Consider the following 16,309-nt stretch of genomic DNA (forward strand, 5'->3'; position numbering starts at 1 on the left):
CCCGCGAATCGCGCTACTTCACCGCAGATTCATCACGGGTCGGCGTTTGAGGAATATCGGCACTGGTTGCCATCCATAATACTTCGGCATCCTCTTCACTTGTCGATACCGCCGCGTGGCCGGTGCGGCTGTCGAAGTAGAGGCTGTCGCCCGCGGTCAGATGCGTCGGCGCATACAGCTCCGAATACAGGCAGACGCTGCCGCTGATCACGTACAGAAATTCTTCGCCTTCGTGACGGCCCCAGTCGTCGAACGCGTCGAGCGTATGCGCCGAAATGCGGATGCGAAACGGCAGCATTGCCTTGTGCGCGAGATCGGTCGCGAGCAATTCCATCTGATAGCCGCGATAGGCGTGGCGCTGGCCTTCGCCTTTGCGCGTCAACGCGCGACGTCCGCTCGCGCTGACCTTGGGCGTCGAGCCGAACAACTCGCCGATTTCAATCTTCAGACCGAGGACGATTTTCTGCAGCACGTCGAAAGTCGGGGACATGAGGCCGTTTTCGACTTTGGAGAGTGTCGAGCGCGAGACGCCGCAAAGACGGCTTGCGGTTTCGAGCGTCAGGTCCTGCGATTGACGGGCCGCGCGCACGCGCCGCCCGAGGTCGGCGGTGGAAGGTTCGACGGGCTTGGTGGTGTTGGTGTCCATGGGTTGCTGCATTGGTCGCTGCGTTACTGCACGCCTGGTTGCGGTGCATGGCGGTATGTTCAATGTTTCCGATAATAACATTCGGGTTGCAGCGGCGACTCCGCGGGGGGCGCGTTTATTGCCGCCGCCCGCCTGCGCAGGCGAGGAACGGAGCTTTTCTGATTGGAAACGAGTGCGCGCTGCGGCGCGCGGTAATTCGCGTGTCTGGCCGGCTTACCATTTACCGTGACTTTGCAACGCGCTGTGACATAAAACCGCCACTTTCAAATGTCAATGCAGGTCGCATATTGATTAATTGTTAAAACTGGCGTGTAGCAATTGATTTATTGTTCCAATGCATTACGATGCTGAAACTAAAATGGCATCAAGAACATAAATCGCTCCATGTCGCAGAATCGGAAAAAACGGCCATCGGGGAATCAGGCGCGTAGAAAGCCGCTTGGCAAAGCGCAACTCTTGCCGCACACGGCCGCCTATGCCCACGAGCAGGCGCTCGGCTGGCATCTTGCATTGGCAGCTTTCAAAGCGGGCAAAGGTAACGGGAGTTTGCTGGCTAAACTCGCGGAGGTGCTTTATCTTGCCTGGTATCTCCGGGAGGCGGATTTTGGCACGGTTGAGCGCGAGGTTTTTGTCGAGGCCGAGCGTATTCTGGATGCCGCAGCTTCTGGCGCCAGTCGTGATGCCTGGATTATCGAAGCTGACGACTGTTTTGCGATTATCACGATTTTCGATTTACACGAGCGACAGTTGCTTTGCGCGCCGGTGTTCGCTGTGGATGAAGCTCAATTGCGTGTCGCCCGGTTCAGCCAGAGCGAAAGGCGGGCGCCGTGGTGAGCGCCGGACTGGTGCGACGTGCAAAGCGAAAGCTTCTTTTTCCTCAATGCCGCTCGCAACGGTGTTCTCTGCTGCATCGGGTATCGTGGCATTAGCAGGCGGCGCGGCCCGCTGACGCTGCATGACGCATGCCGGCGCGGCAAGCCGTGCCGCGCCTAATTCCCCATCACCTTTTTCCCTTTTTTCTTCCCCGCGCCGGGCTCTACCCCCACGCGCGAGTCGCGGTTGCTCACCAGCTTCACGACCGCGCCTGCAATCGCTTCAAATTCTTCATGCTTCTGCGACAGATAAAGCCATTTTCCCAGTACAGGATGCGGCGTCAGCTCTGGCAACTCGCCAATGAGACCGGCGTGCCGATCACGCGACGTGCACACCAGCAGTCCGTTCCACGGCTCTTCCCCGTTGCTGACCGCGAGGCACAGCAGGCCATCCACATAAGCGGCTTCGAAGCCGAACAGGCGTCTTCTCATGAAGCCGGAATCGTCCTCGAGAGGATCGAAAAGCCACAGCAATGAATTCTTGACGGTCGATCCCATAGGCGCTCCTTTTTCCGAGCACCAATCTTAGATCGAACGGAGTGAAAGTGCTTTTTGCTTACTGGTGCAAATAGCGCAGTCTGCAGGCGCTACTTTTCAACGCACAGCAAACAAACGAAGAGACCGTAAGACCCGCCGTTACCAGGAACGGTAAGCCCCTCCATTACTGAGCCGTCGCGCCCGACCCGGCTTGCGACGTTCCGGTCGCTGTCGAACCATAGCCGGTAGTCTCGCTTTGAGCCATCGCATTCTGCGCAGCAACGCGAGCTTCCGCCGCCTGAATATCGGCGGGATAGTTCGCATCCACGGCAATCGCCGGGTTATATCCGGCCTGTTGGATCTGCTTTAACTGTGCCTTGACTTCGGCGCGCGTCAGCGGCTGCTCGGACTGCGCAAACGATGCCACTGGCGCGGCCAGGGCGACGAAGAGCGTAATGACCTTGATCTGCGTATTCATGGTGCTTCCCTCCGGGGATGATGTCGTCAGGTGCCGCAACGGGGCGTCGACACCATGCGCGGATTGTAGGAAGCGGTTTTGCCAGGGAAAACCCCCGATACGGGAATTCACTCTTGCAGCAATCGATAAGTCGGCGTGCTGTAATGACGCGCGTAAACAATGAATGCTCTTTGTCAAATCCCCTCGCGCACGCCCACGCGATACGCGGTGACCTGGCGGTACGTGTCGCCAGGCCGCAGAATGAGTTCTTCGCGCTCGGCGGGCATATTCACCTGATTTGGAAAACCGCCCGCTTCGAGACAGAGCGCGGCATGCGCGTGATAAAGCATTCCGCCGCGTCCTGCTTCGCCTTCCAACCAGTTGCCGCTGTAAAACTGCAAGCCACGCTGATCGGTCGAGACGGTCATCTCGCGGCCGCTGCCCGGATCGTAAAGACAGGCGACTTCGCGCACCTTGCCGGCGCCGCCCGCTGCATCGCGTAAGACATAGCAGTGGTCGAATCCGCCAGCCTGCACGAGCTGCGCGTGCGGCCAGTCGAGCCGCGCGCCGATCGGCGCGCTCTGGCGGAAGTCGAACGCGTTGCCCGCCACGTCCGCGAGTCCGCATGGGATCATGGCTGCGTCGATTTCGTAGAACTGGTCCGCGTCGATCGACAGCATGTGCCCGCGGATATCCGTGCCCGGCCGCCCCGTCAGATTGAAATAACCGTGACTGGTGAGATTGAGCGGCGTGGCGGCGTCGGAAACGGCTTCATACTCGATCGTCAACGTGCCGTCGTCGTCGAGCGTATAACGCACTTGAGTGGTCACATTGCCCGGAAAGCCGGCGTCGCCTTCGGGCGACTCCAGTCGCATGAGCAATGACCCATTGTCTTCGCTCACGTCCCACAGCATGCGATGAAAGCCGACGCTTCCGCCATGCAGCAGCCTCGTGCCTTCATTGCGATCGAGCGTGTACTGGATGCCGTCGAGCGTAAAGCGCGCATCGGCAATGCGGTTGGCCCAGCGGCCAATCAGACCGCCCATATAAGTTGTGGCCGCAACGTATTGAGCCGGCGTATCGTGGCCGAGCAGAATATCGCCAAGACGCCCCGCGCGATCCGGCGCATGCCACGAAACGAGCGTCGCGCCCAGATCGCTGATTGCCACCTTCATGCCGTGTGCGTTGCGCAGCGTGAAGAGCGACACCGGGTCTGTGCCGTTGAGCGTGCCCCATGATTCGGAAGAAAGTTGTGCGATGCTGATCATGTCGTCGATAGGAAATAAATGAGTAAAGGCATGCTCAGCCCGGCGTCGAAGCCTCAGTGGACTTCGCGCGCTCCTGATACTCGCGCGGCGTGCATCCAAGCTCGCGGCGAAACACCGCGTACATGTATTGAAGCGAAGTGAAGCCGCAACGTATCGCCACTTCAGCACTCGACGCGTCCCCCTTAGCGAGGAGTGCTTTGGCGACATCGAGTTTGTGGCGCAAGATTTCCTGGTGCACCGTGCACTTCCTCTCGCGCCGGAAGTACTCTTCAAGCGATGAGCGCGACACGCCCACATAGTCCGCAACCTGTTCCGTGCGAATGCCCTGGCACGCATACTGGCGAATGAAATGCCGCGCGCGCATTACATAGGGACTCGCTAGCGGTTGGTGTTTCGTCGATTCGAGCACGTTGATACCCACCGGCGGCACGAGAATGCGCCGCCCCGGAAAGCGTGCCCCGCGCAGCATCTGATGCAACAGGTGAGCGGCGGTACGGCCCATTTCCTCGGTGCCCTGAATAACCGAAGAAAGTGGAATGCGTGTCAGCGTGCGCGTGAGCGGGTCGTTGTCGATGCCGATAATCGCCACTTCCTCCGGCACTGGAATGCCCGCAATCAGACACGCTTGCAGCAGATGCCGCGCACGCGCGTCGGTCACTGCAATGATGCCGACCGGTTTGGGCAACTCGCGCAGCCACGCCGTGAGCTGTTCCGTCGCCTGGTTCCATGAAGGCGCGCTGGTGGACAGGCCACGATAAATCTCGCTGCGAATCTGCTCTGCACTGTAGCCGTCTGCATGCCGCAGGTGAGCGAATGCCAGTTCACGCTGCTGTGCCCAGCGGTTTTCTTCTGCTTGCGGCAGGCTATATAGCGCGAAGTGTTCGAGTCCCGCGCCGATCAGATGCGTATAGGCGAGCGAGACCAGCTTGCCGTTATCGGTAGCGATATAGGGTAAGTCCGGAGGATATTGCGCCGGGTCCTCGAATGACGAGCCCACTGCGACAACCGGCAAAGGGCAATCGCGCAGTGCTTCGCTCACCGCCGGATCGTCGAAATCGGCAATGATGCCGTCGCCGTCAAAGCGCTCGATGCCGGTCAGGCGGCAGCGGAAATCTTCCTCTAGAAAGAGGTCCCAGGCCGCGCGCGTGGACAGCAGATAGTTGCCAATGCCGGTAATGATCTCGCGGTCGTAGACCTTGTTCGCGTTGAACAGCAGCGCTATGCGATGCGTGGTCTGTGGTGTTTGCGGACGGGTCATGGCGGTGGGCGGCATGCGGATCACAAAACCCACAGTGCCTTGTCTCCTTGGTCCCTGTTTTTAAGCGTCCAGTTATTCTAGGCCGCGAAACGCGCGCCGGTGCAAAACAAAATAGCAGGCGGTAAGAAACATCAAGCGTACTGCGCAATTTCGCAATTGCCGATGCCCTGCGCAAGCGGCAGCATGGCGTCACCTTATCGACCGGCCCGGCCTCGTCGCGCGGGTTGCGGTGCAACATAATCCCTTTAGATGGGAAGGAGACGCTGATGTCCTACTTCGAACACATTCCCGAGATCCGTTACGAAGGCCCGCAATCGGACAACCCGCTTGCGTACCGTCACTATGACAAGAACAAAAAGGTACTCGGCAAAACGCTCGAAGAACATCTGCGCATTGCGGTGTGCTACTGGCATACCTTCGTATGGCCCGGTGTGGACATTTTCGGGCAGGGCACGTTCAGGCGCCCCTGGCAGCAGCCAGGCGACACAATGGAAATGGCGCACCTGAAAGCGGACGCCGCATTCGAGTTCTTCTCGAAGCTGGGCACGCCGTACTACACCTTTCATGATACCGATGTCGCGCCGGAAGGCGCAAACCTGAACGAATACAGCGAGAACTTCTCCCGCATAGTGGACTACCTCGAGCGCAAGCAGCAGGACACGGGCATCAAACTGCTGTGGGGTACGGCGAATCTGTTTTCGCACCCGCGCTATGCGGCTGGCGCGGCCACGAGTCCCGACCCTGAGATCTTCGCTTTTGCCGCGACGCAGGTACGCCATGCTCTCGATGCAACGCAGCGGCTCGGCGGCGAAAACTATGTGTTGTGGGGCGGGCGCGAAGGCTACGACACACTGCTCAACACCGACCTCGTGCGCGAACGTGATCAACTCGCGCGCTTTCTGCATATGGTGGTCGAGCATGCACACAAAATCGGCTTCAAAGGCGCTCTGTTGATCGAGCCTAAACCGCAGGAGCCGACCAAGCATCAATACGATCACGATGTGGCGACCGTGCACGGCTTCTTGCTGCAATACGGGCTCGAGAAAGAAATTCGCGTGAATATCGAGGCCAATCATGCGACGCTTGCCGGCCACTCGTTTCACCATGAAATCGCAACGGCCTATGCGCTCGGCATTTTCGGCAGCGTGGACGCGAATCGCGGCGATCCGCAAAACGGCTGGGACACGGATCAATTCCCAAATAGTGTGGAAGAACTCACGCTTGCCTTCTATGAGATCCTGCGGCACGGCGGCTTCACGACAGGCGGCATGAATTTCGACTCGAAGGTGCGCCGGCAAAGCGTGGATGCGGAAGACCTGTTTCATGGCCACATCGGCGCGATAGATAATCTGGCGCTCGCGCTTGAACGGGCGGCTGTGCTGATCGGGAACGACCGTCTTGACCAGTTCAGGCGTCAGCGTTACGCGGGCTGGGACGCAGACTTTGGCCGCAAGATTCTTTCCGGCGACTATTCGTTGTCGACGCTTGCCGCCGAAGCAGTGTCGCGCGATCTGAATCCGCAGCATAAGAGCGGCCAGCAGGAGCGTATGGAAAACATCGTCAATCAGGCCATTTATAGCGGACGTTAGAGAGCATCGTTGCAATCGGAGAGAGGCGCGCGAGTACATCTCGCGCAAAAAACAAAAAGAAGCTTTGGGTTGTCGCTTGTCCGGACCTGCGTCTCGCAGCGCGGGCCGTCCAATCCGGTATTCCGGCTATCAGACGAAGGAGACAGAGATGAAGTTCGCAACGCGTCGTACTGTACTGAGTTCGCTCGTATGTGGAGCAGTGCTGGCCAGCCTGTCGCTTGTCGCGCCGCTTGCGCACGCGAGTAAGGATCACCCCGAGATCGGCTTTTGTATCGACGACCTGAGGGTCGAGCGCTGGTCGCGCGATCGCGACTATTTCGTCGCCGCTGCCGAAAAGCTCGGCGCGAAGGTATCCGTGCAATCCGCGGATGCCAGCGAGGCGCGGCAAATTTCGCAAATCGAGAACCTGATTTCGCGCGGCGTCGATGTAATCGTGATCGTGCCATTCAATTCGAAGACACTGGGCAACGTGGTGGCGGAAGCCAGAAAAGCGGGCATCAAGGTGGTTTCGTATGACCGCCTGATTCTGGATGCCGACGTGGACGCCTATATCTCGTTCGACAACGAAAAGGTCGGCGAATTGCAGGCGCAAGGCGTGTTTCAGGCGAAGCCGAAGGGCAACTACTTTCTGCTTGGCGGCGCGCCGACTGACAACAACGCGAAGATGTTGCGCGAAGGACAGTTGAAGGTGCTGAAGCCCGCTATCGACAAAGGCGATATCAAGGTAGTGGGCCAGCAGTGGGTGCCGGAGTGGAGCGCGTCCACGGCGCTGCGCATAGTGGAAGATGCGCTGACCGCGAACAACAACAAGATCGACGCAATCGTCGCTTCGAACGACGGCACGGCTGGTGGTGCAATCCAGGCGCTCGCCGCCCAGCATATGGCAGGCAAGGTGCCGGTATCAGGCCAGGACGCGGACCTCGCAGCAGTCAAGCGCCTGATCGCGGGCACGCAAACCATGACGGTGTACAAGCCGCTGAAGCTGATCGCGGGCGAGGCCGCCAAGCTTTCCGTTGCATTGGCGAAGGGCGAAAAGCCAGCCTTCAATGCACAGTACGACAACGGCAAGAAGAAAGTCGATACGGTGCTGCTGCAGCCCACGTTGCTGACAAAAAGCAACGTCGACGTGGTCGTCAAGGATGGCTTCTACACCCAGGCCCAGCTCGCGAGCCAATGACCGTAACGTGCGCGCGGCTCCCGCCGGTACGGTCATAGCGTACCGGCGCGGTCGCACGCCTTGCAGCGAGGCATAGCGAATGACGCAACCGTTACTGACGATGCGCGGCATCGTCAAGGCATTTTCAGGCGTGAAGGCACTCGACGGTATCGACCTCACGGTCGCGCCCGGCGAGTGCGTTGGCTTGTGCGGAGAAAACGGCGCGGGCAAATCCACGCTGATGAAAGTACTCTCCGGCGTTTATCCGCACGGTACCTGGGAAGGCGAAATAACCTGGGAAGGCAAGCCGCTGAGAGCGGCGAGCATACGCGACACCGAGCGCGCCGGCATTATCATCATTCACCAGGAACTCATGCTGGTGCCGGAATTGTCGGTGGCGGAGAACATCTTTCTCGGCAACGAAATCACGCTGCCCGGCGGCCGCATGAACTACGCCGCAATGTATCAACGTGCCGACGAACTGCTGCGCGAACTCGGCATTAGCGGAATCAACGCCGCGCAGCCGGTGATGAACTATGGCGGCGGGCATCAGCAGCTGATTGAAATTGCTAAGGCGCTCAACAAACGCGCGAAGCTGCTGATTCTCGATGAGCCCTCGTCGTCGCTCACGTCGGCGGAGATCGCCATCTTGCTGGACCTTGTGCGCGACCTCAAACGGCGCGGCGTGGCCTGCGTGTACATCTCGCACAAGCTCGACGAAGTGGCCGCGGTTTGCGACACGATCAGCGTGATACGCGACGGACGCCATGTCGCCACGGAGCCTATGCACACGCTCACGACAGATCGCATCATTTCGTTGATGGTGGGGCGTGAGATCAAGAACCTGTTCCCGCGCGAGCCACATCCTGTCGGCGAAGTCATTTTCGAAGCGCGTAACGTGACCTGCTTCGACGTGACGAATCCACGCCGCAAACGCGTGAACGACGTGTCGTTCACATTGCGGCGGGGCGAAATTCTCGGCGTGGCGGGTCTTGTCGGCGCCGGCCGCACGGAATTGATGCAGGCGATTTTCGGCGCATATCCTGGCGCAAGCGAAGCGACGGTCGTAATGGAAGGCAAGCCCGTGAAGATTCGTGCGCCTATCGACGCGATTCGCGCAGGCATCGGCATGGTGCCGGAAGATCGCAAACGCCACGGCATCGTACCCGGCCTGAGCGTGGGTCACAACATTACGCTCGCGGTGCTGGAGCGCTTTGCGTCGGGTGGCCGTATCGATTCCGCAGCCGAGCTCGATACGATTCACACCGAAATGAAGCGACTTTCCGTGCGCGCGGCTCATCCGTTGTTGTCGATCGCGAGTCTTTCCGGCGGCAACCAGCAGAAGGCCGTGCTCACGCGCATGCTGCTGACCGATCCGAAAGTGCTGATTCTCGACGAGCCCACACGCGGCGTCGACGTCGGTGCAAAGTTCGAAATCTACAAACTCATTTTTCAGCTGGCGCAGCGCGGCATGTCAGTCGTGATGGTGTCGTCCGAATTGCCGGAAGTGCTCGGCATCAGCGATCGCGTGCTGGTGATCGGCGAGGGCGAACTGCGCGGCGATTTCGTCAACGAAGGCCTTACGCAGGAAGACATTCTCAGCGCCGCGATCCGTCCCGTGCAGCGAGTCCCGAACCCAACCGCAGCGAGTGCAGCATGACGCCCGACGTTACTTCCCAACGCGCCGACGATACCGCGCCACGAGGCGCATTCGGCGGCACCTTGCGCATTCAGCAACTGTTCGCGCGCTACAAGATTCTCGCGTTGCTGATTGCCGTGGCCGCAATCTGGATTTTCTTTTCAGTGCTCACGCATGGCGCATTCGTGACGCCGCGCAATCTGTCGAATCTGCTGCGGCAAATGTCGATTACCGGCATGCTCGCGTGCGGCATGGTGTTTGTCATCATCGCGGGCGAGATCGATCTGTCGGTCGGATCGCTGCTTGGTTTGCTCGGCGGTGTAGCGGCCATACTCGACGTGAACCGCCATTGGCCAATAGGCGTGACACTGCCGGTGGTGATGCTGCTGGGTGTGCTCGTCGGCGTTTTCAACGGATGGTGGTCGACTTACCGACGTGTGCCTTCGTTCATTGTGGGCCTGGGCGGCATGCTTGCGTATCGCGGCATTCTGCTTGGCGTGACCGGTGGCTCGACCATCGCGCCGGTCTCCGACAGCTTCGTGTTCGTCGGGCAGGGTTATCTGCCGCGACTAGCCGGCGATACGCTAGCGGTCGTGCTGTTTCTGCTGCTAGCGTTCCTGACGGTACGTCAGCGCCGCAACCGCGAGCGGTATCAGTTGAGCGTGGTGCCCATCTGGCAGGACGTCGCGAAGGTAGTCGGCGCGGGTGCTATTCTCGCGGGCTTTGTTGCGACGCTGGACCGTTACGGCGGGATTCCAGTGCCTGTTCTGCTGCTGCTCGCGCTGCTCGGCATTTTTACGTGGATCGCCACGCAGACGGTGTTCGGGCGCCGCATCTACGCGGTCGGTTCCAACCTCGAAGCGACGCGCCTTTCTGGCGTCAATACGGATCGCGTGAAACTCGCTATCTTTGCGCTGATGGGATTGATGTGCGCATTCGCCGGCATCGTGAACACGGCGCGGCTCGCTGCGGGATCGCCGTCGGCGGGCTCGATGGGCGAACTCGACGCGATCGCTGCGTGCTTCATCGGCGGAACCTCGATGCGCGGCGGCTCGGGCACGGTCTACGGTGCGTTGATCGGCGCGCTTGTCATGGCGAGCCTCGACAACGGCATGTCGATGCTCGACGTGGATGCTTATTGGCAAATGATCGTGAAGGGCGGCATTCTCGTATTGGCGGTATGGATCGACGTCGTGTCCGGGTCGAACCGGCGGTGAGGTTGTAAAGTCAAGCGGCGGTTCACTCAGGACAATTAATGAAGCGCCCCACGGCGTTGGAGCAAAAGGCCCTGAACGGCTGACATGCCCATGCCACGCGAATGCGGCTCGATCTGGCCAATTTAAGTCCGCGCCCGTTTCTCCGTCTTACTAATATTGCGTGAGAGCGCAGGGTGCGAACCGCGCCTTGCAGCGGGTTACCGGCAGGCTAGCAGACGGGCCATGATCATGAAGCGCAGAACCTTCCTCATCGGCGGCGCAGGCGCAGTGGGTGCGTTGCTGGTGGGCTGGTCGGTGCTGCCCGCGCGGCAGCGCCTCACTACGGAGGCGCCGTTGCCCATCCAGGGCACGCAAAGCGCGCTGAACGGCTGGGTCAAGATCGCCGCCGACAACAGCGTCACCATCATGATGTGCAAGGCGGAAATGGGGCAGGGCGTTCACACGGGCCTTGCAATGCTGCTTGCCGAAGAACTCGACGCCGACTGGTCGCGCGTGCGTGTCGAGGATGCGCCAATCGACAACATCTACAACAGCGTGCAGAACGTGATTGACGATCTGCCGTTTCGTCCCGACCACGACAGCATGACGAAGCGCGCGATTGTCTGGTACACGCGCAAAGTGGTGCGCGAAGCCGGCACGATGATGACCGGCGGCTCCTCCAGTATCAATGACCTTTGGACACCCATGCGCGAAGCCGGCGCCTCCGCGCGCGCCATGCTGATCGCTGCTGCAGCCGCGCAGTGGCACGTGCCGCCCGGCGAATGTGCTGCGCAAAACGGCTACGTAATGCATCCAGCGGGGCATAAGGCAAGCTTTGGCGAGTTGTCGTCGACTGCCGCTCAGCAGGCGCTACCCCGCAAGGTCGCGTTGAAAGATCCCGCCAGTTTCACGCTGATCGGCAAACCGCTGCGGCGCATCGAGGCTGCCTCGAAAATCAACGGTACCGCGCGTTTCGGCATCGACGCGTTGCCGGACGGTCTGCTCTACGCGAGCGTGGTGATGTGCCCGACGCTCGGCGGCAGTGTCGCAAGTTTTGATGAGACAGCAGCGCAGAAATTGCGTGGCTTCGTCAAGGCGCTTGCCTTCGCGCCTTATGCGGGCGGCACGGGCGGCGTCGCAGTGATCGCGGACAACCCGTTTCGCGCGATGAAGGCCGTCGAAGCGCTCAAGGTCACATGGAAGCACGGTGCCGCGGCTTCGCTTTCGAGCGCGGAAGTGGAGCGCCGCCTCGTGCTTGCACTCGACGACGGAGACGGTCACGCGTACTACCGTCGCGGCGACGTCAACGACGCGCTGAGCGGTGCCGCGCGCACCGTCGCTGCCGAATATCACGCGCCGTATCTTGCGCATGGCGCAGTCGAGCCGCTGAACTGCACCGTGCAGGTTGCCGAAGGCATGGCCACCGTTTGGGTGTCGACACAAGTGCCCGCGCTTGCGCGGCATCACGTCGCCAAAGTGCTGCATATCGACGACGACAAGGTGCATGTGCACGCGCAGTTACTGGGCGGTGCGTTCGGCCGGCGCCTTGAACTGGACTACATCGCGCAGGCTGCGGTGACCGCGCAGGAGGCGGGCGGCCGTCCTGTGCAAACGCTATGGTCACGTGCGCAGGATTTCACGCACGATTTCTATCGGCCGGCATGCGTGTCGCGATTGAAGGCGGGCTTCGACAGTCACGGCAAACTGGTTGCATGGCACAGCGCGTCTGCGAGTCAGGCAATCGTGCCCGAAGTGCTCGCGCGCTATTACGGCGTGCCGCGCATTCCACTCGACAAGACCACGACCGAGGGAGCCTTTGACCAACCGTACGAATGGCCGGCCGCGCGCGTCGCGCACAAGGTTGTCGATTTGCCGGTGCCGGTCGGCTTCTGGCGCTCGGTCGGCCATTCGCATCAGGCCTTCTTTACAGAGAGCTTTACCGATGAACTAGCCGCGGCCGTCGATCAGGACCCCGTTGCATTTCGCGCCGCGCTGCTCGTGGAGCATCCGCGGCATCTGGCTGTGTTGCAGCGAGCGGCGGCATTGTCCGACTGGCGGCAGCCGTTGACGCATGCCGCCGACGGCGCGCCGCGTGCGCGCGGCGTCGCGCTGCACGAGGCGTTTGGCAGCGTCGTGGCGCAAGTCGCGGAAGTATCGATTGGGCCCGACAGACGGATTCGCGTGCACCGCGTGATATGTGTGATCGATTGCGGCTTGCCGGTGAACCCGAATCTGATTCGTCAGCAGATGGAGAGCGCAATCGTATTCGGCCTTTCTGCCGCATTGCAGGAAGAAATAACGATTGTGAACGGCCAGGTCGAGCAGAAGAACTTTGTCGACTTTCCGGTGGTGCGGATCAACGACTGCCCGCTTATCGAAGTCGACATCATGCCGAGTCAGTTGCATCCGCAAGGAGTTGGCGAGCCCGGCGTGCCGCCTGTTGCACCCGCTGTCGCGAATGCGGTGTTCGCACTCACTGGCAGGCGCCTGCGCAACCTGCCGTTGAGACTCACATAAAGCCGGAGACGCACATGGGATCGCTACATATCAACGGACGCGCGGTAGCCGTGCAAGCGGAAGCGGAGATGCCGCTATTGTGGGTGCTGCGCTGCGAACTCGGCATGACGGGAACGAAATTCGGCTGCGGCGTGGGCATTTGCGGCGCCTGCACCGTGCATCTGAACGACAAGCCTTGCCTCTCGTGTCAGACGCCGCTGGCGAGTGTGAATACACAGAAGATCACGACGATAGAAGGACTGCAAGGCGTAGAAGCGCAAGCATTGAAGGCGGCGTGGATCGATCTGGATGTGGTGCAATGCGGCTATTGTCAAAGCGCGCAACTGATGGCCGCCTGCGCCCTGCTGAAACAGAAGCCGCGTCCCACGGATGCGGATATCGACGCGGCGATGAGCAATATTGTCTGCCGTTGCGGCACGTATCCGCGTGTGCGCGCCGCGATCCATCAAGCGGCAAAAAGCCGGCCCACATAAGCTGGGCCGGCTTTTTGCGTGGGCCCGACGCCTAGCCCGCGAGGATTTCGAGCACGGCCACCACGGCCGTGAAGATGCCGATGCATCCGCCCAATGCTGCTGCGCTTTTCATGAATGACGACATACCTTGGCCTCGTACGTGTGGTTGGTGGCAGGTATTTAACCGTAAATGAAAGGCAAAAGAAAGCTGGTCAAAAATAAAACGTAAGTATTGAGTGACCCGGCTACGGCGCCGTGGTGTGCACAGCTACCCCGGAAGCCGGAGCCGCAGCCGCAGCCGCGGGTTGCCGGCCCTGTTCCCACCCGCCGCCCAGAGCGAGGAAGAGGTTGACCTGATCGATGGCCACCTGACCTGCGGCAGCGGCGACCTGTGCTTTGGTCGAGGTCAACGTGCGCGTTGCGTCCAGGTCCGAAATGAAGGACTCGCGGCCCGCGCGATATAGCCGGTGGGTTTCATCTGCGGATTGAGTTGCGGACTTCAGCGCAGCGCGCAGAGCCTCGGCGCGAGCATAGTCGGAAGCATAAGTCGCGAGACTGGTTTCGGTTTCGCGCAACGCGGTCAGCACGACGCCGTCGAAGCGGGCCAGCGCGACCTGGCTCGACGCCTGCGCTTCGCGCACGCGGCCGCGCGCGCCGTTCGCCGGAAATGTCCAGCTGATCAGCGGACCGAAGCCCCAGCGCGCGGTGGGCGAGGTGCCGAGATCTTCGAGAACGCCCGTCAAACCCGCCGATGCGCCGATGCTCACGGTGGGATACAGCGCGCCGGTCGCCACCCCGATGCGTGCCGTGGATGCCGCCAGTTGACGCTCGGCCTCGCGCACGTCCGGCCGGCGTTTGAGCAGCGCGGCGCCGTCGCCGACGGGAATCGGCTGGCGAATCTGCGGCAGCCTTTCGCAAGCGAGAACGGCGGGCGGCAAGTCGGACGGCGCTCGCGCAAGCAGTGCCGCGAGCCTGTATTGCGCGATCTTGCGACGCGCCGTGTATCGCGGAATATCCGCGGACAGCGTATCGACCTGCGTTTGCCCGCGTGTGACCTCCGTCTGATTGCCGCGGCCCGCGTCGCGCAGACGGCGCGATACGTCAACCCGCTGCCTTTGCAACGCGAGCGATTGCTGCGCGATGTTCAGTTCCTCGGCCGCCGAGCATTGCTCGACGTAGGCACGCACCACGTCTGCGACCACCGTGATTCGCGCGAGATCGCCCGCGGCCTGCACGGCTTCGGCATCGGCTTGCGCTGCTTCCACGCCGCGCCGCAGCTTGCCGAACAGGTCGATCTCGTACGCGACGCTGATGCCGACATCGCCTTCGTTCACGACCGGCAGTTTCTCGGTCAGCAAGTACTGTTCTGCCGATTCCTGCGCGCGCTGGAAGGCCGCTGACGCCTTTCCCGAAAATCCGCCTTGCGCCTGCGCGACGCCGAGCGCCTCGCGCGAGCGCGCGAGATTTGCGGCGGCCACGCGCAAGTCCGTGTTGGATTGCAGTGCTTCGTCGACCAGACGGTTCAGCACCGGATCGTCGTACAGCTTCCACCAGACGGCGGGCACGTCGGCGCGCGAGGTGAGCGCCGCGTCGGCGCCTTCGATGGGCGCATTGGCGAGCGGCGCATTGACGAGCGCGTCTTTCGGCAGCGAATAGTTCGGCCCGACGTTCATGCAGCCGTTGAGCAACGCGGCAAGCGGCAGCAGCGCGAGCGCGCGGGAAAGCAGCGGGGACGGCACGGAACGCAGCACTTTCATTGCGAGGCGCCTGAAGCGATGGCAGCCGACGCAGACTGCGAAGCCAGGGCGCCAGAAGCGGGCGAAGCAGCCGCGGGACTCGAAATTCCCGAAGCCCCCGAAGCAGCGGGCGCACTCGTGGCCCCCGAAGCCGCAGCCACATGCGAAGCGTGTGCATGGCCCGCATCGCGCACCGACACCGTTGCAGTGCGCCCTGCAATCATGCGGAAATCCGCGGGCACTTCGTCCAGCGCGACGCGCACCGGAATGCGTTGTGCGAGCCGCACCCAGCTAAAGGCCGGATTCACGTTCGGCAGCAGATTGGTGCCCTGCGTGCGGTCGCGGTCCTCGATACCGGCAACGATGCTTTGCACATGGCCACGCAGCACGCGCGGCTCGCCCATCACGCTGATGTCGACAGGTTGCCCGATGTCTATGCCGCCAAGCTTGGTTTCCTCGAAGTAGCCGTCTACGCGGAACGAATGCATATCCACGACCGAAAGCACCGCGCGTCCGGCCGCGACGAATTCGCCCGCACGCGGCGCGCGGTCGTTCAGGTAACCGTCGACCGGGCTCACGATGGTCGCGCGTTGCAGGTTCAGCTTCGCCGTGTCGATCGCAACGTTCGCGTCGGCAAGTGCCGCCTCCGCCTGGTCGACGCGCGAGCGGCTTTCTTCCGCCACTTCGGCCGCCACCAGGTTGCCGAGCTTGCGATTGCGCGCATCTTCGCGGCGCGCCTGGTCGAGCGTGGCACGGCGTTGCTGGGCAGTGGCCTGTGCCTGACGCAGCGCGAGCGCATAACGTGCCTGATCGATGACGAACAGCACTTGGCCTTGCCTGACCTGCTGGTTGTCCACCACCTGAACCGAGGAAATTAGCCCCGACACGTCGGGCGCGACCTGGATTACGTCGGCGCGTACGTGTCCGTCGCGAGTCCAGGGCGCGAACATGTAGTAGCCGATCAGCTTCCACAGCACGAGCGCGGCGGCCACGACGACGATCAGGGTCAGCAGGATCCGACCCACGGAGAACCATGTTTTTTTCAC

The 16,309-nt window shown here is 61.4% G+C and carries 14 protein-coding genes; 7 read left to right on the top strand and 7 right to left on the bottom strand.

Annotation, left to right across the window (positions count from 1 at the left end; translation table 11 throughout):
• Positions 1-13: 13 nt before the first annotated feature.
• On the bottom strand, positions 14-646 hold the full coding sequence (locus F757_RS0123075) for a helix-turn-helix domain-containing protein (RefSeq protein WP_027213457.1): 633 nt from the start codon (positions 644-646) through the stop codon (positions 14-16).
• Between the two features lie 384 nt (positions 647-1,030).
• Here F757_RS0123075 and F757_RS0123080 point away from each other — a divergent pair, with 384 nt between their 5' ends.
• A complete protein-coding gene (locus F757_RS0123080; RefSeq protein ID WP_027213458.1) occupies positions 1,031-1,480 on the top strand; it encodes a hypothetical protein in 450 nt (149 codons plus the stop codon).
• Positions 1,481-1,635: 155 nt separating this feature from the next.
• On the opposite strand, the gene F757_RS0123085 is transcribed toward F757_RS0123080, so the two are convergent.
• The 4 genes from F757_RS0123085 to F757_RS0123100 all read right to left on the bottom strand — a co-directional run bounded on the left by F757_RS0123085 (position 1,636) and on the right by F757_RS0123100 (position 4,978).
• The gene (locus F757_RS0123085) at positions 1,636-2,016 is read right to left on the bottom strand and encodes a hypothetical protein (protein ID WP_027213459.1); all 381 of its coding nucleotides are present in this window, start codon (positions 2,014-2,016) and stop codon (positions 1,636-1,638) included.
• A gap of 163 nt (positions 2,017-2,179) precedes the next feature.
• A complete protein-coding gene (locus F757_RS0123090; RefSeq protein WP_027213460.1) occupies positions 2,180-2,473 on the bottom strand; it encodes a DUF4148 domain-containing protein in 294 nt (97 codons plus the stop codon).
• Between the two features lie 173 nt (positions 2,474-2,646).
• Positions 2,647-3,720, bottom strand: coding sequence for an aldose epimerase family protein (locus tag F757_RS0123095; RefSeq protein ID WP_027213461.1), 1,074 nt, complete (start codon positions 3,718-3,720; stop codon positions 2,647-2,649).
• 34 nt (positions 3,721-3,754) lie between these two features.
• Entirely contained in the window at positions 3,755-4,978 is a 1,224-nt protein-coding gene (locus tag F757_RS0123100) for a XylR family transcriptional regulator (protein ID WP_027213462.1), read from the bottom strand.
• 266 nt (positions 4,979-5,244) lie between these two features.
• Between F757_RS0123100 and xylA the strand changes: the two genes are divergently transcribed.
• The 6 genes from xylA (at position 5,245) to F757_RS0123130 (ending at position 13,548) form a co-directional block, all read left to right on the top strand.
• Positions 5,245-6,567: a xylose isomerase gene (gene xylA / locus F757_RS0123105; RefSeq protein WP_027213463.1), complete on the top strand. Its 1,323-nt coding sequence runs from the start codon at positions 5,245-5,247 to the stop codon at positions 6,565-6,567.
• A gap of 148 nt (positions 6,568-6,715) precedes the next feature.
• A complete protein-coding gene (gene xylF, locus F757_RS0123110; RefSeq protein ID WP_027213464.1) occupies positions 6,716-7,744 on the top strand; it encodes a D-xylose ABC transporter substrate-binding protein in 1,029 nt (342 codons plus the stop codon).
• Between the two features lie 79 nt (positions 7,745-7,823).
• Positions 7,824-9,383: a D-xylose ABC transporter ATP-binding protein gene (gene xylG, locus F757_RS0123115; RefSeq protein WP_027213465.1), complete on the top strand. Its 1,560-nt coding sequence runs from the start codon at positions 7,824-7,826 to the stop codon at positions 9,381-9,383.
• Positions 9,380-10,579, top strand: coding sequence for a sugar ABC transporter permease (locus tag F757_RS0123120; RefSeq protein WP_027213466.1), 1,200 nt, complete (start codon positions 9,380-9,382; stop codon positions 10,577-10,579). Before xylG ends, F757_RS0123120 begins: the two co-directional genes overlap by 4 nt.
• Before the next feature lie 228 nt (positions 10,580-10,807).
• Positions 10,808-13,075, top strand: coding sequence for a xanthine dehydrogenase family protein molybdopterin-binding subunit (locus F757_RS0123125; RefSeq protein ID WP_198021431.1), 2,268 nt, complete (start codon positions 10,808-10,810; stop codon positions 13,073-13,075).
• Positions 13,076-13,089: 14 nt separating this feature from the next.
• Positions 13,090-13,548, top strand: coding sequence for a (2Fe-2S)-binding protein (locus F757_RS0123130; RefSeq protein WP_027213468.1), 459 nt, complete (start codon positions 13,090-13,092; stop codon positions 13,546-13,548).
• Positions 13,549-13,772: 224 nt separating this feature from the next.
• Here F757_RS0123130 and F757_RS0123140 read toward each other — a convergent pair whose 3' ends face one another.
• Together F757_RS0123140 and F757_RS0123145 are read right to left on the bottom strand one after the other, a co-directional pair.
• Entirely contained in the window at positions 13,773-15,284 is a 1,512-nt protein-coding gene (locus F757_RS0123140) for an efflux transporter outer membrane subunit (protein WP_027213469.1), read from the bottom strand.
• Positions 15,281-16,309, bottom strand: a complete 1,029-nt coding sequence (locus tag F757_RS0123145; protein WP_027213470.1) for an efflux RND transporter periplasmic adaptor subunit — start codon at positions 16,307-16,309, stop codon at positions 15,281-15,283. The genes F757_RS0123140 and F757_RS0123145 overlap by 4 nt, the downstream gene beginning before the upstream one ends.

It is taken from the genome of Burkholderia sp. WSM2232 (genome assembly GCF_000472545.1).
Taxonomy (GTDB): Bacteria; Pseudomonadota; Gammaproteobacteria; order Burkholderiales; family Burkholderiaceae; genus Paraburkholderia.